The 19,134-nt window shown below is 69.3% G+C and carries 14 protein-coding genes; 7 read left to right on the top strand and 7 right to left on the bottom strand.

Annotated elements, in window-relative coordinates:
* Positions 1 to 97: 97 nt before the first annotated feature.
* Positions 98 to 1,951 carry a DUF4357 domain-containing protein gene (locus tag ACFUJY_RS05145; RefSeq protein WP_383294718.1) on the top strand — a complete coding sequence of 618 codons (1,854 nt, stop codon included), beginning with the start codon at positions 98 to 100 and terminating at the stop codon, positions 1,949 to 1,951.
* Entirely contained in the window at positions 1,948 to 3,201 is a 1,254-nt protein-coding gene (locus tag ACFUJY_RS05140; protein WP_383294715.1) for an McrC family protein, read from the top strand. The genes ACFUJY_RS05145 and ACFUJY_RS05140 overlap by 4 nt, the downstream gene beginning before the upstream one ends.
* Positions 3,202 to 3,467: 266 nt before the next feature.
* Here the strand turns inward: ACFUJY_RS05140 and ACFUJY_RS05135 are convergent, their stop codons facing one another.
* Positions 3,468 to 4,997, bottom strand: coding sequence for a helix-turn-helix domain-containing protein (locus ACFUJY_RS05135; protein WP_383294712.1), 1,530 nt, complete (start codon positions 4,995 to 4,997; stop codon positions 3,468 to 3,470).
* Between the two features lie 146 nt (positions 4,998 to 5,143).
* Between ACFUJY_RS05135 and ACFUJY_RS05130 the strand changes: the two genes are divergently transcribed.
* The gene (locus ACFUJY_RS05130; protein WP_383294710.1) at positions 5,144 to 5,836 is read left to right on the top strand and encodes an MOSC domain-containing protein; all 693 of its coding nucleotides are present in this window, start codon (positions 5,144 to 5,146) and stop codon (positions 5,834 to 5,836) included.
* A 198-nt stretch (positions 5,837 to 6,034) separates the two neighbouring features.
* A complete protein-coding gene (gene acnA, locus ACFUJY_RS05125) occupies positions 6,035 to 8,749 on the top strand; it encodes an aconitate hydratase AcnA (RefSeq protein WP_383294707.1) in 2,715 nt (904 codons plus the stop codon).
* Positions 8,750 to 8,837: 88 nt separating this feature from the next.
* On the opposite strand, the gene ACFUJY_RS05120 is transcribed toward acnA, so the two are convergent.
* Positions 8,838 to 9,740: an FG-GAP repeat domain-containing protein gene (locus ACFUJY_RS05120; RefSeq protein ID WP_383294704.1), complete on the bottom strand. Its 903-nt coding sequence runs from the start codon at positions 9,738 to 9,740 to the stop codon at positions 8,838 to 8,840.
* Between the two features lie 142 nt (positions 9,741 to 9,882).
* Positions 9,883 to 10,740 (bottom strand): FG-GAP-like repeat-containing protein, encoded by an 858-nt coding sequence (locus ACFUJY_RS05115; RefSeq protein WP_383294701.1) that lies wholly within the window; start codon positions 10,738 to 10,740, stop codon positions 9,883 to 9,885.
* A 270-nt stretch (positions 10,741 to 11,010) separates the two neighbouring features.
* Between ACFUJY_RS05115 and ACFUJY_RS05110 the strand changes: the two genes are divergently transcribed.
* A complete protein-coding gene (locus ACFUJY_RS05110) occupies positions 11,011 to 11,271 on the top strand; it encodes a GlsB/YeaQ/YmgE family stress response membrane protein (protein WP_073966161.1) in 261 nt (86 codons plus the stop codon).
* Positions 11,272 to 11,356: 85 nt separating this feature from the next.
* Here ACFUJY_RS05110 and ACFUJY_RS05105 read toward each other — a convergent pair whose 3' ends face one another.
* The 4 genes from ACFUJY_RS05105 to ACFUJY_RS05090 are packed head-to-tail and all read right to left on the bottom strand — an operon-like array spanning position 11,357 to position 15,794.
* Positions 11,357 to 12,736, bottom strand: coding sequence for a GH1 family beta-glucosidase (locus tag ACFUJY_RS05105; RefSeq protein ID WP_383294697.1), 1,380 nt, complete (start codon positions 12,734 to 12,736; stop codon positions 11,357 to 11,359).
* Positions 12,737 to 12,744: 8 nt separating this feature from the next.
* Positions 12,745 to 13,599, bottom strand: a complete 855-nt coding sequence (locus ACFUJY_RS05100) for a carbohydrate ABC transporter permease (protein WP_383294694.1) — start codon at positions 13,597 to 13,599, stop codon at positions 12,745 to 12,747.
* 5 nt (positions 13,600 to 13,604) lie between these two features.
* Positions 13,605 to 14,552 carry a carbohydrate ABC transporter permease gene (locus tag ACFUJY_RS05095; protein WP_383294692.1) on the bottom strand — a complete coding sequence of 316 codons (948 nt, stop codon included), beginning with the start codon at positions 14,550 to 14,552 and terminating at the stop codon, positions 13,605 to 13,607.
* A gap of 12 nt (positions 14,553 to 14,564) precedes the next feature.
* Positions 14,565 to 15,794 carry an ABC transporter substrate-binding protein gene (locus tag ACFUJY_RS05090; RefSeq protein WP_383294689.1) on the bottom strand — a complete coding sequence of 410 codons (1,230 nt, stop codon included), beginning with the start codon at positions 15,792 to 15,794 and terminating at the stop codon, positions 14,565 to 14,567.
* Between the two features lie 268 nt (positions 15,795 to 16,062).
* On the opposite strand from ACFUJY_RS05090, the gene yicI reads away from it, so the two are divergent.
* Positions 16,063 to 18,300 (top strand): alpha-xylosidase, encoded by a 2,238-nt coding sequence (gene yicI, locus ACFUJY_RS05085; RefSeq protein ID WP_383294686.1) that lies wholly within the window; start codon positions 16,063 to 16,065, stop codon positions 18,298 to 18,300.
* A gap of 130 nt (positions 18,301 to 18,430) precedes the next feature.
* Positions 18,431 to 19,075 carry a histidine phosphatase family protein gene (locus ACFUJY_RS05080; protein ID WP_383294683.1) on the top strand — a complete coding sequence of 215 codons (645 nt, stop codon included), beginning with the start codon at positions 18,431 to 18,433 and terminating at the stop codon, positions 19,073 to 19,075.
* The last annotated feature ends 59 nt before the right edge of the window (positions 19,076 to 19,134 follow it).

The following is a 19,134-nucleotide window of genomic DNA, read 5'->3' as shown; positions in this document are numbered from 1 at the left end:
GGCGTCGGAGTTGGCCGGAAATACACGAAGCGACACCGAAGTGGATCACGAGCACTCCACAATGCACCCGGCCCTACCCTCCGATCCAAGGACACCGATGCCCGATTCGTACCCGGAGTTCCAGCTGCGCCTGCCGTATGGCGGGCCCACGGCCAGAGGCCGGCTGCTGACCGAGAGCGGGACCAACGGCAGCCAGAAGATGGTGGTGCTCGCGGGCTCCCCGGCGCGACCCGACGTCGTCCCGTCGTTCCCGGCGAAGACGCCTTCCTCGTACCGCCTGCGCGAACGGCTCATCGCGGACGGGGTGATACGCGAAACGTCCACGTGGCCGGGCTGGCTCGAAGTGGTCGAGGATGTGGAGTGCAACTCGCCCTCCGCTGCGGGGGAGATCCTCCTGGGCCGCAGCAGCAACGGGTGGATGGAGTGGAAGACCGAGGACGGCCGGCCGCTCGCCGACTTCCTCGGCCAGGTGTGGTCGGGTCCGAGCCGCGCCTGGCTGGTGCGGGGGCCGCATTCGGCCGGCCCTGACCTGTTCCGGCGTGCGTGGCTCCCCGAAGGCAGGGTGTCCCTGACCGCCGCCCACCTGCGTCCCGCCGCCACCCAGGGCATCAGCAAGGAACAGCTGCGCACTTTCGTCGACGAGGACTACGGGTCGACGGCGACGTACACCGAGAAGCCGCAGCTCGTCGACGAGCTGCACACCTTCCTCTCCAGGATGCGCCCAGGCGACACGGTGTGCGCACTCGCCGACGGCCGGCTCCACACCGGGAAGATCACCGGCAACGTCGAGCACCTCGTCGCCGACGATGGAAGCCGCGTCCTGTGGCGCCCCGTGGAGTGGGGAGGCGAGAGCTTCCCACTGGACGAACTGCCTCAGGAACTGCGTCAGAAGCTCTCGTCGCGCCACGACGTGGTCGACCTCACCACCGTCAAGGCCGTCGTTGACGGCCTCGGGGTCAGCGACGAGGAACTCGTGAAGGAGGCCCTGGCCGACGGCACTGGGATCAGCGCCGAGCCCCTGGCCGTCGCCGCTCGCCGCGACGTGGAGCTGCCCGAGCCCACCGAGGAACTGCGGAAGAAGCTCCACGTGCACCACCTCGAATGGCTGCAGGAGATCAGACAACTGCTCCACGACGAGAAGCAGCTGATCTTCTACGGCCCTCCCGGGACGGGCAAGACCTTCCTCGCGCAGAAGCTCGCCGTGTTCTTCGGCGGCGGACCGGAACAAGTCGAACTGGTCCAGTTCCACCCGTCGTACTCCTACGAGGACTTCTTTGAGGGCTTCCGCCCCCGAGAGGATTCCAGCACGCACGAGGTCGCCTTCCGGCTCACGGCCGGCCCGCTGCGCGAGTTCGCCGAACTGGCCCGCAAGGAGGGCAACCGGCACATCCCGCACTTCCTGGTCATCGACGAGATCAACCGGGCCAACCTCGCTAAGGTCTTCGGCGAGCTGTACTTCCTCCTCGAATACCGCGACCTGTCGGTGCGGCTGACCTACTCGGACGAGGACTTCTTCCTGCCCCCCAACCTCTTCGTCATCGGCACCATGAACACGGCCGACCGCTCGATCGCCCTCGTCGACGCGGCGATGCGCCGGCGCTTCGCGTTCGTCGAGCTGTCCCCGCGCATCGATCCGACCCGAGGACTGCTGCGTTCCTGGCTGGAGTCCGAGGAGAAGGACCCCGAACCCGCGGACCTGCTCGATGCCCTCAACGCCCGCATCGACGAACCTGACTTCAAGATCGGACCGTCGTACCTGATGAAGCCCGGCGTCTACCGCGAGGGCGGACTGGAACGGACCTGGCGGACGAAGATCCTCCCGCTCCTGGAGGAGCACCATTACGGCGAAGGTGTGGACATCGAGGGCCGCTACGGCCTGCCGGCACTCCGCAGGACGCTCGCGTCACGCACCACCTCGCCCGAACCGAGCGACGGGACCAGCGCGCAGTGACCTTCGACGTCCCGCTCGTCGAACACGGACCCGCGCGCTCAGTCCGGCTCCCCGGCGCCGTGGGCCGCGCACTGGCCGCCTCCAGGATCCTGGAAGAGGCCGGTCCGGATCCCTACGACCCGGGCGCCTGGCGACTGCGCGCCGGCAGCAGGGTAGGCGCCGTCACGCTCGCTGTCCCCGGCGGCGAAGGCGTCACGGTGCGGATCACCCCCAAGGTGCCGATCGCCCGCCTGCTCTTCCTGCTCGGCTACAGTAGCGACCCCCGGGGCTGGCGGGACGGCGCCGTGGACCTGGCCGCGCACGACGACCTCCTCCCGGCGTTCGCGCACGCCGTCGAGCGCCAGATCGACCGCGCACTGCGGCAGGGCCTGCTCCAGGGCTACCGGACGGCCGAGGAGTCGTCCCCCGTCGTACGCGGCCGGCTCCGCGAGTCCGAACAGATCCGCCGCCGGTTCGGCATGCCCGTGCCCGCGGAGGTGACGTACGACGAATTCACCACGGACATCGCCGAGAACCGCATCCTCCGCACGTCCGTCGACCGCCTCCTGCGCCTCCCCGGTATCCCCCGAACCGTACGCACGCGTCTGATGCACCAGCGGTCCCGGCTGGTGGACATCACACCGCTCACCCGGGGGCAGACACCACCCGCTTGGCATCCGACGCGGCTCAACACCCGATATTACCCGGCACTCCACCTATCCGAGGCAGTGCTGAGAGGAGGGTCGGCCGAGCACCTGCCCGGGCAGCTGCGCATGAACGGATTCCTGTTCGACATGAACGGCATCTACGAGGACTTCGTCTGTACGGCGCTGCGGGAGGCCATGCGCCCCTGCGGTGGCAGAAGTGTCCTCCAGGCGCGGAACATCCACATGGACGAAGGGGATGCGATCCGCCTGCGACCCGATTTCGTCTGGTACGGAGAGTCCGGTACCCCACTGATCGTCGCGGACGCCAAGTACAAGGCTCGCAGAAAACGCGGCTTTCCGAATGAGGACCTGTACCAAATGCTGGCCTACTGCACTGCCCTGGGGCTGCCGGAGGGGCACCTGGTGTACGCGAAGGGCAACGCCCCAAACATCAGCCACCGTGTGCGACATGCCGGTACAGTGCTCCACCAGCACGCCATTGACTTGGAACAGCAGCCCGCGGGGTTGCTTGCCGAGATCGACGCGCTGGCTCGGCGCATGCTTCACGGCTCAGCAATGTCGCGTCAGGACAATGTGCCTTCTGGGAGTTTTTCGGATACCTGAGCCGGTGCATGGGGCGCACGGCCGCGCATCCCGAGTTGGAGACAGCTCGTTGTACCGGGTCTTCTCCGATTGGGTGGCTGCTCCGCATGATTCGTATGACGCACCACATGGAGCACCGACCAAGCGTCCCCCAGCCTCCAGGGGCCGGTAGTCTCCCGGTCCCGACCCAAAAGTCCCAGACAAGTCCCACAGGCACCGGCTAATCCCCTCCTGGCTCGCATACATGCAGGTCAGGAGGGGATTAGCGACGTTGCATCTGAGGCTACTCAGATGTCCCGGAAGATCTCGATCTGCGCCCCCACCGAGTTCAGCCGCTCCGCCAGTTCCTCGTAGCCGCGATTGATCACGTACACGTTGCGCAGGACCGACGTGCCCTCTGCCGCCATCATCGCGAGGAGGACGACCACCGCCGGGCGCAGGGCCGGGGGGCACATCATTTCGGCGGCGCGCCAGCGGGTGGGGCCCTCGACCAGGACGCGGTGCGGGTCCAGGAGCTGGAGGCGGCCGCCGAGGCGGTTGAGGTCGGTGAGGTAGATCGCGCGGTTGTCGTAGACCCAGTCGTGGATCAGGGTCTGGCCGTGGGCCGAGGCCGCGATGGCGGCGAAGAACGGGACGTTGTCGATGTTGAGGCCGGGGAACGGCATCGGGTGGATCTTGTCGATCGGCGCCTCCAGTTTGGAGGGGCGGACCGTCAGGTCGACCAGGCGGGTGCGGCCGTTGTCCGCCGCGTACTCCGCGGTGCGGTCGCAGTCGACGCCCATCTCCTCCAGGACCGCCAACTCGATCTCCAGGAACTCGATGGGGACCCGGCGGATCGTCAGCTCGGACTCCGTGACGACGGCGGCGGCGAGCAGGCTCATCGCCTCGACCGGGTCCTCGGAGGGCGAGTAGTCCACGTCCACGTCGATGTCGGGCACACCGTGCACCGTGAGGGTCGTCGTGCCGATGCCGTCCACGCGTACGCCCAGCGCCTCCAGGAAGAAGCAGAGGTCCTGGACCATGTAGTTGGAGGAGGCGTTCCGGATCACCGTGGTGCCGTCGTGGCGGGCGGCGGCCAGAAGGGCGTTCTCGGTCACGGTGTCGCCGCGCTCGGTCAGGACGATGGGGCGGCCGGGGGTGACGGAGTGGTCCACCCGGGCGTGGTAGATCCCCTCGGTGGCGGCGATGTCCAGGCCGAAGCGGCGCAGGGCGATCATGTGCGGCTCGATCGTGCGCGTACCGAGGTCGCAGCCGCCCGCGTACGGCAGCTTGAAGGCGTCCATGCGGTGCAGCAGCGGGCCGAGGAACATGATGATGGAGCGCGTGCGGCGGGCGGCGTCCGCGTCGATGGCGTCCATGTCGAGCCGGGCCGGCGGCACGATCTCCAGGTCGGTGCCGTCGTTGATCCAGCGGGCGCGCACACCGATGGAGTTGAGCACCTCCAGGAGGCGGTAGACCTCCTCGATGCGGGCCACGCGGCGCAGCACCGTACGGCCCTTGTTGAGCAGCGACGCGCACAGCAGCGCCACGCAGGCGTTCTTGCTGGTCTTGACGTCGATGGCGCCGGACAGGCGGCGCCCGCCCACCACGCGCAGATGCATGGGGCCGGCGTAGCCGAGCGAGACGATTTCGCTGTCGAGTGCTTCACCGATGCGGGCGATCATCTCAAGGCTGATGTTTTGATTGCCGCGCTCGATGCGGTTCACCGCGCTCTGGCTGGTGCCGAGCGCCTCGGCGAGCTGGCTCTGCGTCCAGCCCCGGTGCTGACGGGCGTCACGGATGAGCTTGCCGATACGTACGAGGTAGTCATCTGACATGCCGAAAGGCTATCTCAGATATGAGATTGCACTCGCGTGGGGGTGTGCCGTTCGGGTGAGAGTGGTGTGCCGGTGGGGGCGGGGGAGTGAAGGGCGGACCGAAACTCCCTCGCGGCCGCGGCCCGTCGCTCGTAGGGTCCCGCCCCATGGACTCTTCCCGGACGTGCGTGCTCTCCGTCAACATAGGCCGCCCCCGCCCCAATCCCTGGAAGGGGATCAGCGCGACCGGCATCGACAAGCGCCCCGTCGACGGGCCGGTCGCGGTGACCGCCCCCGGGCCCAAGGGCACCGGCGCCGTGGGCCTGGCGGGTGACCGCGTCTACGACGTGAAGCACCACGGCGGCGCCGACCAGGCCGTCTACGCCTACGCGCGCGAGGACCTGGACGGCTGGGAGGCCGAACTGGGCCGGCCGCTCGCCCACGGGGTGTTCGGCGAGAACCTGACGACCCTCGGCGTGGACGTCAACGGGGCCCTGATCGGGGAGCGGTGGCGGATCGGGCCCGACGTCGTCCTGGAGGTGTCGTGTGCCCGCATCCCCTGCGCGACGTTCCAGGGCTGGCTGGAGCGGGACGGCTGGATCAAGCGGTTCACCCGGGCGGCCCTGCCCGGGGCGTACCTCCGGGTGGTCGAGCCCGGCGAGATCCGTTCCGGGGACCGGCTGGAGATCGTGCACCGGCCCGCCCACGAGGTGACCGTCGCGCTGGAGTTCCGGGCCATGACCCTGGAGCCGGAACTGCTGCCGCTCCTCGCGGTGGCGGACGCGCTGCCCGAGGAGGGCAAGGAGCTGATCCGTCGCCGTACGCACGCCACGCCGCCCGCGGGGGGCGCCCGGACATGACCCTTCCACGGTCATGTACTAGAGTTATCTCGACATCGAGATATATGCCGAAGGCGCACAGCGGGCCGCCTCGGGTAAGGGTTACCTAACTAAGCCTTACCTTAGCGGATGGTCCGGTGGTCCGAGGCGGCACCACGCGGCGCCCGCCGTGGTGAGGCGCGGCGCGGAGTTACGCGCACATTGATGAAGGAGACTGTCGTGTCGGCGAACAGCTTCGACGCCCGCAGCACGCTGCGCGTGGGCGACGAGTCGTACGAGATCTTCAAGCTGGACAAGGTCGAGGGCTCCGCGCGCCTCCCCTACAGCCTGAAGGTCCTGCTGGAGAACCTGCTCCGCACGGAGGACGGCGCGAACATCACCGCCGACCACATCCGCGCGCTCGGCGGCTGGGACTCCCAGGCGCAGCCCAGCCAGGAGATCCAGTTCACGCCGGCCCGCGTGATCATGCAGGACTTCACCGGTGTGCCCTGCGTCGTGGACCTCGCGACCATGCGTGAGGCCGTCAAGGAGCTCGGCGGCGACCCGGAGCGGATCAACCCGCTCGCCCCGGCCGAGCTGGTCATCGACCACTCCGTCATCGCCGACAAGTTCGGCACGAAGGACGCCTTCGGCCAGAACGTCGAGCTGGAGTACGGCCGCAACAAGGAGCGCTACCAGTTCCTTCGCTGGGGCCAGACCGCGTTCAGCGAGTTCAAGGTCGTCCCGCCGGGCACCGGCATCGTCCACCAGGTCAACATCGAGCACCTGGCCCGTACGGTCATGGTCCGCAACGGGCAGGCCTACCCCGACACCCTCGTCGGCACCGACTCGCACACCACCATGGTCAACGGCCTCGGCGTGCTGGGCTGGGGCGTCGGCGGCATCGAGGCCGAGGCCGCGATGCTCGGCCAGCCGGTCTCCATGCTCATCCCGCGCGTCGTCGGCTTCAAGCTGACCGGCGAGCTCCCGGCCGGCACCACCGCCACCGACCTCGTGCTGACCATCACCGAGATGCTCCGCAAGCACGGCGTCGTCGGCAAGTTCGTGGAGTTCTACGGTGAGGGCGTCGCCGCCACCTCGCTGGCCAACCGCGCCACCATCGGCAACATGTCGCCGGAGTTCGGCTCCACCGCCGCGATCTTCCCGATCGACGACGAGACCCTCAACTACCTGCGCCTGACCGGCCGCGACGCCCAGCAGGTCGCCCTGGTCGAGGCGTACGCCAAGGAGCAGGGCCTCTGGCTGGACCCGGCCGCCGAGCCCGACTTCTCCGAGAAGCTGGAGCTCGACCTCTCCACGGTCGTCCCGTCCATCGCCGGCCCGAAGCGCCCGCAGGACCGCATCGTCCTCGCGAACGCCAAGGCCCAGTTCGCCCAGGACGTCCGCAACTACGTGGACTGCGTGGACGAGGCGGGCAAGGAGTCCTTCCCGGCCTCCGACTCCCCGGCCATCGGCGCCACCGGCCCGACGAACCCGGTCACGGTCACCGCCCCCGACGGCTCCACGTACGAGCTGGACCACGGCGCCGTCACCGTCGCCGCGATCACCTCCTGCACCAACACCTCGAACCCGTACGTCATGGTCGCCGCGGCGCTCGTGGCGAAGAAGGCGGTCGAGAAGGGCCTGACCCGCAAGCCGTGGGTCAAGACCACCCTCGCCCCGGGCTCGAAGGTCGTCACCGACTACTTCGACAAGGCGGGCCTGACCCCGTACCTCGACAAGGTCGGCTTCAACCTCGTCGGCTACGGCTGCACCACCTGCATCGGCAACTCCGGCCCGCTGCCGGAGGAGGTCTCCAAGGCGGTCAACGAGCACGACCTGGCCGTGACCTCGGTGCTCTCCGGCAACCGCAACTTCGAGGGCCGGATCAACCCGGACGTCAAGATGAACTACCTGGCGTCCCCGCCGCTGGTCGTCGCGTACGCCATCGCCGGTTCGATGAAGGTGGACATCACCAAGGACGCGCTCGGCGTCGACCAGGACGGCAAGCCCGTCCACCTGGCCGACATCTGGCCCTCCGAGGCCGAGGTCAACGACGTCGTGGCGAACGCCATCGGCGAGGACATGTTCAACAAGTCCTACCAGGACGTCTTCGCGGGCGACGCCCAGTGGCAGGCGCTGTCCATCCCGACCGGCAACACCTTCGAGTGGGACTCCGAGTCCACCTATGTGCGCAAGCCTCCGTACTTCGAGGGCATGACCATGGAGACCTCGCCGGTCGAGGACATCACCGGCGCCCGGGTCCTGGCCAAGCTGGGCGACTCGGTCACCACCGACCACATCTCCCCGGCCGGTGCGATCAAGGCCGACACTCCGGCCGGTCAGTACCTCACGGAGCACGGCATCGAGCGCCGTGACTTCAACTCCTACGGCTCGCGCCGTGGCAACCACGAGGTCATGATCCGCGGCACGTTCGCCAACATCCGCCTGCGCAACCAGATCGCGCCGGGCACCGAGGGCGGCTTCACCCGCGACTTCACCCAGGACGGCGGGCCGGTCTCGTACATCTACGACGCCTCGCAGAACTACCAGGCCGCCGGCACCCCGCTGGTCATCCTGGCCGGCAAGGAGTACGGCTCCGGCTCGTCCCGTGACTGGGCGGCCAAGGGCACCGCGCTCCTCGGCGTCAAGGCCGTCATCGCCGAGTCGTACGAGCGCATCCACCGCTCGAACCTCATCGGCATGGGCGTCCTGCCGCTCCAGTTCCCGGAGGGCCAGACCGCCGAGAGCCTCGGCCTCACCGGCGAGGAGACCTTCTCCGTCACCGGCGTCACCGAGCTGAACGACGGCACCACCCCGCGCACGGTCAAGGTCACCACCGACACCGGCGTCGAGTTCGACGGCGTCGTCCGCATCGACACCCCCGGTGAGGCGGACTACTACCGCAACGGCGGCATCCTGCAGTACGTGCTCCGCAGCCTGATCCGCAAGTAGGGACCGGCAGCAGTACGGCGAGAGGGCCGCACCCCCGGCGACGGGGGTGCGGCCCTCTCGCATGTTCCGAGAAGAACTGCCGAGTGCGTCAGAACAGGAACTTGTAGCTGTTCCAGCCGCTCGTGCCGACCAGCTTCTTGGCCTTGTACGGGGCCGCGGCGTTGCCGGTGCCGCTGTACAGGTACAGCTCGCCGCCCTTGCGGGCGATGAGGTCGGTCCTGCCGTCCTCGTTGATGTCGCCCGTGGAGACCAGGCGGTCGTACTGGTTCCAGCCGCTGCCGATCTTGGTGCGCTTGGCGAACGGCGCCTTCTGGTTGCCGGTGCCCTTGTACAGCCACAGGACGCCGGACTTGTCGCGGGCGACGACGTCGTTCTTGCCGTCGCCGTTCAGGTCGCCGTTGCCGGCGATCGCGCTGTAGATGTTCCAGCCGTAACCGGCCTTGATGCGCTTGGTGACCGTTCCGTCGCCGTACCCGAGGTAGACGTACAGGTCGCCCTTGGTGTCGACGGCGAGCATGTCACCGCCGGCGGCCCCGCCGATCTGGCCGGGGGAGACGATCTTGCTGTAGATGTTCCACCCGTAGCCGATCTTCACCGCCGACCCGTCGAACTTTAGGTAGCCCATGTTCCCGTTGTCCTCACGGAACCAGAGGCCGTCGCTGTTGCCGTCGTTCTGGTGGTCGACCTGCATCATCGCGGAGACGCCGGTCCAGCCCTGGCCCTGCCACTCGCGAGCGGTGAGGCCGCCCTTGCCGTTCGGGCCGTACGCGTACGCGGTGCCCGCGGAGTTGACGGCGTAGAGCCAGAAGTGCGGGTTGGCGACGGCAGCGGCGGTGGCCGCCGCCGGCTGGTCGGCCGAGGCGCCGAGCGAAGGCTGCGGGGCGTCGGCGGCCACGGCGGAGGTGCCGGTGGCGACGAGGGCGGCGGTGAGCGCCGCGGCTGCCGCGCGAGCGGCTATACGCATGTGGTGCCGGCCAGTGGTTTTGGCCACAAGTACTCCATGGATCGTGAAGTGGGAGTGGCCCGCCGCACGTTGGCGACGGGCCACCGATTCACGGAAATCGTGTCACGGTTTCGTACGTGAAATCTTCACGTTTCGTCATGACTGTGTAACCACTGTGACCGGGACCGGCTCAGAAGAAGAGGCGGTACGTGTTCCAGCCCGAAGTGCCGATGAGGGCCTTCGGCTTGTACGGGGCGGCGGCGTCGCCGGTGCCCTCGTACAGGTACAGCTCGCCCTCGGCATTGCGGGCGACCAGGTCGGTACGGCCGTCCATGGTCAGGTCACCGGCGGCGAAGAGGGTGTTGTACTGGTTCCAGCCGCTGCCGATCTTGGTGCGCTTCTGGTACGGGGCGTGCTGGTCGCCGGTGCCCTTGTACAGCCACAGGACGCCGGACTTGTCGCGCGCGACGAGGTCGCCCTTGCCGTCGCCGTCCAGGTCGCCGTTGCCCGCGATCTGAGTGTAGATGTCCCAGCCGTAACCGACCTTCAGGCGCTTGGTGACCTTGCCGTCGCCGTAGCCCAGGTAGAGGTAGAGGTCGCCCTTCTTGTCACGGGCGAGCAGGTCGCCGCCCTCGGCGCCGCCGAACTGACCGACAGACACCACGGTGTTGTAGGTGTCCCAGCCGTAACCGACCTTCACGGCGGGGGAGTTGCCCTCGTAGTACCAGATGTTGCCGGAGGTGCCGAGCTGCCAGCGGCCGTCCGCGAGGTTGTCCGCGTCGTGGTCCACCAGGCCGACGAACGCGAGGTCCGTCATACCGGTCTCGAACTGGACGCGCGACGAGATGGTGCCGTCACCCTGCGGCACATAGGTGTACGCGGTGCCGGAGCTGGTGAGGCCGTAGAGGCCGAACATGGGTGCGTCGCCGACTTCGGCGGCGGAGGCGGAGGCGGCGGACGCGCCGGTGACGACCAGGGCCGCGGTTATCGCGGCGGCGGCGAGACGGGCGGCAGCCCGTCCGGGCCGACGGCCAGAGATCTTGGCCACGTGTGTTCTCCATGGATGGTGGGACGAGGCGTGACGCGCCGCGGGATACGGGGACACGCCACGGAATTGAGGGTGATCCTTTCACGACTCCCTCACGTCTCCAAGGGTTTGTCGAAATGAGGCCAACGCATCGCCTTCGCCCCGGTATGCGGACACCGCGAGGGGCCCGGTCGCCCTTCGTCCGCAGCGGTATGCGTACTCCGGGGCGTGCCGGGCAGGCGGAAGTCAGCTTCCCGAAACCAGTCGGACAGCGGTAGAAGAGGAGTTGTCGTGTCATTTCTGTGGGCCATCATCGCGGGACTCATCATCGGTCTGCTGGCCAAGCTGGTCGTGCCCGGCCGTCAGCCCATTCCCCTCTGGCTGACCGTCCTGCTCGGTATCGTCGGCGCCATCGCCGGCAACGCCCTCGCCACCGCCTTCGGTGTGCGTGACACCGGGGGCATCGACTGGATCCGCCACATCTTCCAGATCGGTGTCGCCGCCGTGCTCATCGCCTTCATCAGCCCGATGTGGGCCCGACGACGCGCCTGACCGGCCACCCGTACGGCGAACGCCCTGCCCACCGCGACGTGCGGTGGGCAGGGCGTTCGCCGTGCCGCTCAGGCCCGGTGGGCCCTCAGGCCCGGTGGGCCGCGATCAGCGCCTGATACCAGCGGTAGCTGTCCTTGGGGGTGCGCTCCAGGGTGTCGTAGTCGACCCGGACGATGCCGAACCGCTTCGCGTATCCCAGCGCCCACTCGAAGTTGTCCAGCAGCGACCACACGTAGTAGCCCCGCACATCGACGCCCGCGTCCATCGCGGACCGCAGCGCCGCCAGGTGCGTACGCAGGTACTCCACCCGGTCCGCGTCCCGCACCGCACCGTCCGGCTCCACCGTGTCGAACTCCGCCGAGCCGTTCTCCGTGATGTGCACCGGCGGCAGCGCGTCCCCGTAGGTGTCCTTCAGCGCGGTCAGCAGATCGGTGAAGGACTCCGGGACGACCGGCCAGCCCATCGCCGTCCGCCGCACGTCCGGGTACTGGGCCTCGGCGTACCGGTTGTCCGTGGCGACCCGCAGCGCCGGGTCCGGCTCCCGGTGGGGGGCGTCGGCCACCACGATCGGGCGGTAGTAGTTGATGCCCAGGAAGTCCAGGGGCTGGGAGATCAGCTCCAGGTCGCCGTCGCGCCGGAAGTCCTGCCCGGTGATCAGCTCGCCCCAGGTGTCCTCCTCGGTGGCCGGGTAGCGGCCCGCGAGGATCGGCTCCGTCCACACCAGGTTGTGCTGGGTGTCCGCGCGGACCACCGCGGCCCGGTCGGCGTCCGTCGGAGCGGCCGGGACGTTGCGGTCCAGGTTCAGCGTGATGCCCGCCTCGCGGACCCCCGCCGCCCGCAGCGCCTTCATCGCCAGTCCGTGGCCGACGAGCAGGTGGTGCGCGGCGGCCAGGGCACCGCGCCCCTCCTTCGCACCGGGCGCGTGCCGCCCCACGGAGTAGCCGAGGAAGGCGCTGCACCACGGCTCGTTGAGGGTGATCCAGCGCGGCACCCGGTCGGCCAGGTGCCCGGCCACGATCTCCGTGTACTCGCCGAACCGCTCGGCCGTCTCCCGTACCCGCCAGCCGCCCCGGTCCTCCAGGGCCTGCGGCAGGTCCCAGTGGTAGAGGGTAGCGGCCGGTTCGATGCCCGCCTCCAGGAGCTCGTCCACCAGCCGGGAGTAGAAGTCCAGGCCCTTCGGGTTCACCGCGCCGGAGCCCTCCGGCAGGATGCGCGACCAGGCGATCGAGAAGCGGTACGAACCGACGCCCAGCTCCCGCAGCAGCGCCACGTCCTCGCGGTAGCGGTGGTAGTGGTCGCAGGCCACGTCACCGGTGTCGCCGCCGTCCGTCTTCCCGGGCGTGTGGCTGTACGTGTCCCAGATGGACGGGCCGCGTCCGTCCTCCCGCGCGGCCCCTTCGATCTGGTACGAGGCCGTGGCCGCGCCGAAGACGAAGCCGGGCGGGAAGACCGGGAAGTCACTCATGGATACCCCTACTTGACCGAGCCACCGGTGATCCCGGCGGCGATGTACTTCTGCGACAGGACGAGCAGCACCGCCGCCGGGACCGCGGACAGCACGGAAGCGGCCATCACCGAGCCCCAGTCGCCGACGTGGGCGCCGATGTACTGGTAGATGCCCAGCGTGATGGGCTTCACGTCGTCCGTGGTGTTCAGCGTCAGCGCGAACATGAAGTCGCTCCAGGCGTACAGGAACGAGAACAGCCCGGCCGTGATCAGCGAGTTGCGGCTCATCGGCAGCACGACCTGCACGAACGTCCGGAACCGGCCGGCCCCGTCGACCTCGGCGGCCTCGATGACCTCGCGCGGGATCGCCACCATGAACGACCGCATCAGCACGATCGCGAACGGGATGCCCAGCGAGGCGTCGGCCAGCATCAGACCGGCGTACGAGTTGACCAGGCCGAGATCCACGTACGCGCTGTACAGGGCGTTGGCGATGACGATGCCCGGCACCATCTGGGTGATCAGCGTGCCGAAGACGATCGTCCGGGTGCCGCGCAGCTTGAACTGCGCCAGCCCGTACGCGGCGGGCGCGGAGATCGCCAGGCAGATCACGACCGCGCCCAGCGCCACCGCGAGCGAGGTCAGCAGATTGCCGCCCTGGTCGGTCAGCGCCGAGCGGAAGCCCGAAAGGTCCAGGCCGTGCGGGACGGGGTCGACCTCCAGCAGCCCGGACTCGGGCTGGAGCGCGGTGTTCACCATCCAGTACAGCGGGAACAGCATCACGCACAGCACCAGGACGCCGAAGACCATGGCGCCCCAGCGCCGCTTCGGCCGGCCGCCGGTCCGCGTGGGCGCGGCGGGGGTACGCACGGTGCTCGCCATGCCGGTCACTTCCCCTCGTTGCGGTTGGCCCGCAGATAGAACACCGCGAAGACGGCGGAGATCAGGATCAGGATGTTGCCGACCACGGCACCGGCCCCGAAGTCCAGCTGGACGAAGGAGTTCTGGTACGTGAGGGTGCCGAGGGTCTGCGTGGAGTCGGCGGGTCCGCCGTCGGTGAGCGCCAGGATCAGGTCGAGGATCTTGACCGTCGACATGAAGCCGAGCACCAGGACCACGGTGATCACCGGCCGCAGCATCGGCAGCGTGATCGAGCGGAACGTCCGCCAGGCGGAGGCGCCGTCCAGCGAGGCGGCCTCGTACAGCTCCTTGGGGACCTCCTGCAGGCCGCCGTACAGGATCACCATGTTGAACGGGATGCCGATCCAGATGTTCACCAGGATCACCGAGATCAGCGCCATGCTCGTGCTGGTCAGCCACGGGGTGTCGCCGCCGAGGCCGATCGTGCCGAGGAAGGAGTTGAGGACACCGGTGTCCTGGTCGAGGATGCGCCGCCAGACGACACCCGACACGACCATCGGCACCAGCCACGGCAGCAGGATGAGCGACCGCAGCACACCGTTCAGCGGGAAGCGGCGGTTGAAGAAGACCGCGAGGCCGAGGCCGATGCAGAACTGCCCGATCAGCGAGCCGATCGTGAACAGGATGGTGTGCCACAGGGCCTTGCCGAAGAGCTCGTCGTTGAAGACCTTGCTCCAGTTGTCCGTTCCGTTGAACGGGGACTTCCCCGTGAAGAACGTGGACGGCGAGTAGTCCTGGAAGCTCATCACGATGTTGCGGACGAGCGGGTAGCCGAAGAACAGCGCCATGAAGATCACGGCGGGGGCGATGAAGCCCCACTGGGCGAGGCGCCTGCGGCGCCGGACGCGGGCGGGGTTCGGCGGCTTCGCGGTCTTCTCGGTCGAGAGCGCCGGGGCGGCGGTGGTGGTCGACATGGTTCGGATACCTCAGTTCCCGCTCGTCGCGCGCTTCTGGGCGCGGGTGAGGGCGGCCTCGCTCGACTCGCCGGTCAGGGCGGACTGGAACGCGCTCTGGAGCGCGAGGGAGACGGACGACCACCGCGCGCCGAGCTTGGCGGTGCGCGACCGGGCCGTGGCGACCTGGTCGGCCAGGGCGTCCAGCTCGGGCACCTTCTTGCGCCACTCGGCGGCGGCCTTCTCGTTGGCCGGGACCATCCAGCTGTTCAGCGCGTAGGTGATCTGCTCCTGCTCGCCGGACATGCAGCCGATGATCTTCGCGGACATCTTCTCGCGCTTCTCGTCACCGGTGTTGGGCACGGTCAGCACGCCGCCGCCCAGCGGGCCCACCGAGTCGTCGCCGGCCTTCGGGACCGGGATCTCGGCGATGCCCCAGTGCAGCCCCTTCTTGGAGTTCAGGGTCTCCACCTGCCAGGGGCCGTTGATCATCATGGCCGCGTTGCCCGCCATGAACTGGTCGTTCACGTCGGCCTGGGTCCAGTTGACCGTCGACTTGGACAGCGAGCCGTCCTTGAGGAGGCTCTTCCAGTAGTCCAGCGCCCCGGCCACCTCGGGGCTGTCGAGCTTCGTCTCGTCGCCGCCGTTGGACCACATGAAGGGCGTGAACTGGAAGACGCCGTCCTCCGCGCCGCCCGCGCTGAGCGCCAGTCCGTACCGCTTGCCCTGGGTGAGCTTCTTCGCGGTCTCGCGCATCTCGGCCCAGGTGGTGGGGACCGCCAGGCCGGCCTTGTCGAGGGTGTCCTTGTTGTAGAAGAGCGCCAGCGTGTTCACCGTGCGCGCGGCCCCGTAGTACGTCCCCTCGTACGAGCCGAAGTTCACGATGCCCTCGGGGATGTCCTTCGTGGTCAGCCCGAGGTCCTTCAGCGGGATCAGCCCGCCCGCCTCGGCGAACGTCGGCATCTCGGAGGCGTCCAGCTGGAGCACGTCGGGCAGCGACTTCGAGGACGCCATCCGCAGCGCCTTGGTCATCACCTGTGAGGCCGGGACGCTCTGCTGCTCGATGGTCACCCCCAGCTGCTTGCTGCACCGGGCCAGCGTCTGGGCGTCCCAGCGGTGGTACGACTCGTCGGTCGAGGAGTTCAGAACGGTGTACACGTCCGGGTCCCGCTGCTGGCCGCAGCCCGACAGGACCGCACCGCCGATCAGCGCGGAAACGACGGTGAGCGGGACGGCGACCCGTGGGGTGAAGCGGTTCGACATTCAGCTGCCTCTTGTCGGCAAGGGCCCGGGCGGCTGCGCTGCCGTCCGACCGATTTGTTTGCTGTCAGTACTAATACGGCATGTGGCCGTCCGTTTCTAGACCGTCCTGGTGACGTGCAGGTCACACAGGGGCAACGTGGCAGCTCGCAGGCGGTCTCGCAGCCCTTGTTCCTGCGGGCACTCGGGCGTCGGCGGAGGAATCGAAGCGCTTCGAAAAATATTTGTTTTGTGTACGATCAAAATCAGGAACCACAGGAACGGACCCCCCATGAAGTTCACCGACGGCTTCTGGCAGATGCGAGACGGTGTCCACGCCTCGTACGCCACCGAACTCCGCGACCTCCGCCTCACCCCCGACCGCCTCACCGCCTATGCGGCGGTCCAGCGCGTGACCCGGCGCGGGGACACCCTGAACGCCCCGCTGATCACCGTGGAGGCGTACGCCCCCGCCGAAGGCGTCATCGGGGTCCGCGTCACCCATCTGGCGGGCAGGCGCCACCCGGGCCCCGACTTCGCCCTGCCCGGCGCCACCGGTGACCCTGCCGCCGCCACCCGCGAGGACGGCGGCGCCGCCGAGCTGACCAGCGGGCCGCTCACCCTCCGGCTCCCCGCCGGGGACGGCTTCGCCCTGGAGTTCCGGGACGCGGACGGGCGCCTCCTGACCGCCGCCGGACGCAAGGGGACCGCCTTCGCCACGACCGGCGACGGCGCCCACCACATGTTCGCCCAGCTCGCGCTCGGCGTCGGCGAGAACGTCTACGGGCTCGGCGAGCGGTTCACCCCGTACGTCAAGAACGGCCAGGTGGTCGACATGTGGCAGGCGGACGGCGGCACCAGCAGCGAGCAGGCGTACAAGAACGTCCCGTTCTACCTCTCCTCGCGCGGCTACGGCGTCTTCGTCAACCACCCCGGGAAGGTCTCCTTCGAGGTCGGCTCCGAGGCGGTCGGCCAGGTGCAGTTCAGCGTCGAGGACCAGACGCTGGAGTACTTCGTCGTCGCCGGACCCACCCCCAAGGAGGTGCTGACCCGCTACACCGCGCTGACCGGCCGCCCGGCCCTGCCCCCGGCCTGGTCCTTCGGCCTCTGGCTGACCACCTCGTTCACCACCGCCTACGACGAGGCGACCGTCACCTCGTTCGTGGACGGCATGGCCGAGCGGGGCATCCCGCTCTCCGTGTTCCACTTCGACTGCTTCTGGATGCGCGAGTACCAGTGGTGCGACTTCGAGTGGGACCCGGACGTCTTCCCCGACCCGGAGGGCATGCTCGCCCGGCTCAAGGACAAGGGCCTGAAGATCTGCCTCTGGATCAACCCCTACATCGCGCAGAAGAGCCCCCTCTACGCGGAGGGCGCCGCCAAGGGCTACTTCGTGCGCACCCCCGGGGGCGACGTCTGGCAGTGGGACAAGTGGCAGGCCGGGATGGCCCTGGTCGACTTCACCAACCCCGAGGCCACCGCCTGGTTCCAGGCCAAGCTGCGCACCCTCCTCGGCCAGGGCGTCGACGGCTTCAAGACGGACTTCGGCGAGCGCATCCCCACCGACGTCGTCTGGCACGACGGCTCCGACCCGGAGCGCATGCACAACTACTACACGCACCTGTACAACAAGGCCGTCTTCGAGCTCCTGGAGAAGGAGCGCGGCCCGGGCGAGGCGGTCCTCTTCGCCCGCTCCGCCACGGCCGGCGGCCAGCAGTTCCCCGTGCACTGGGGCGGCGACTGCTGGTCCTCCTTCGAGGCGATGGCCGAGTCCCTGCGCGGCGGCCTCTCGCTGAGCCTGTCCGGCTTCGGCTTCTGGAGCCATGACATCGGCGGCTTCGAGGGCACCCCGGACCCGGCGGTCTTCAAGCGCTGGCTCGCCTTCGGCCTGCTCTCCTCGCACAGCCGGCTGCACGGCTCCTCGTCGTACCGCGTGCCGTGGGAGTTCGGCGACGAGGCGGTCGAGGTCGCCCGGAAGTTCACCGAGCTCAAGCACCGCCTGATGCCCTACCTGTACGGCGCCGCCGTCGAGGCCCACCGCACCGGCGTCCCCGTCATGCGCCCCATGCTCCTGGAGTTCCCGGACGACCCGGCCGCCCGCACGGCGGACCGGCAGTACATGCTGGGCCCGGACCTCCTGGTCGCCCCGGTCTTCAGCGAGGACGGCGAGGCGGAGTACTACGTCCCCGAGGGCACCTGGACCCATCTGCTCACCGGCGAGACCGTCACCGGCCCGGCCTGGCACCGGGACACCTACGGCTTCGACAGCCTCCCGCTGCTGGTCCGCCCCGGCGCGGTCCTCCCGCTCGGCGCGGACACCTCCCGGCCCGACGGCGACTGGACGGACCGCCTCCAGCTGCGCGTGTACGCCCCCGACGGCACCGGCGACCTCCACCGCACGGTGACCGTCCCCGGGCTCACGGGCGAGCCCGCCGCCACGTACGAGGTGACCCGCGAGGGAGGCACGCTCCGGGCCACCGCCGACACGGGCCGGCCGTACGAGGTGGTGGTGGCGGGGCCCTCCGCGTAGCCGTATCAGGTCCTCACGGGCGCGCCCGCCGCTCCCGCCCCGGCCGGAATGGGATCGTGGACCGGCGGGTTAGCGCCTGTACAGAACGTGAACACGAGCGGTGACAGCACTGAGAGCGGATGGCCTTCACATGGGCGAGCTGATCCTGATCCGGCACGGCGAGACCGAGTGGTCCCGCAACGGGCGCCACACGAGCCACACCGATCTGCCCCTGACCCCCCTCGGTGAACGCCAGGCCCGCGCCCTGGCCCCCCTGCTCGCCGACCGGTCCCTCGCACTCACCCTCGTCAGCCCGCTGGTCCGGGCCCGGCGCACCGCCGAACTCGCCGGCCTCGCCGCGCCCCGCATCACCCCGGAGCTGCGCGAGTGGGACTACGGCGGCTACGAGGGCATCACCACGGACGAGATCCGTCGTACCCGGCCCGACTGGAACCTGTGGACCGACGGTGTCGCCGCCGGTCCCGCGGCCCACCCCGGCGAGACCCCGGCGGAGGTGGGGGACCGGGCCGACCGGGTGCTGGCCGAGGTCGCGGACGCGGCCGGACGCGCCGGCGACGGGGACATCGTGCTCGTCGCCCACTCCCACTTCCTGCGCGTCCTCACCGCCCGCTACCTGGGCCTGACCCCGGCCGAGGGCACCCTCTTCCAGCTGGCCACGGGCGCGGTGTCCCGGCTGGGCCGGGAGCACGGCAACCCGGTCATCACCGCGTGGAACGTCACGCTGCCGGAGAGCCTGTTCCCGGCGGCGGTCCCGGAGGCGCCGGAACGGAGCTGAGAACGCGGACGGCCGGCAGCCCACGGGGAGCTGCCGGCCGTCCGCGTACGCGGGGTGGG

The sequence above is a fragment of the Streptomyces sp. NPDC057249 genome (assembly GCF_042669245.1).
Lineage (GTDB): Bacteria > Actinomycetota > Actinomycetes > Streptomycetales > Streptomycetaceae > Streptomyces.
Note: the sequence above shows the minus strand (reverse complement) of the source record. Positions and strands in the feature narration are given on the sequence as shown.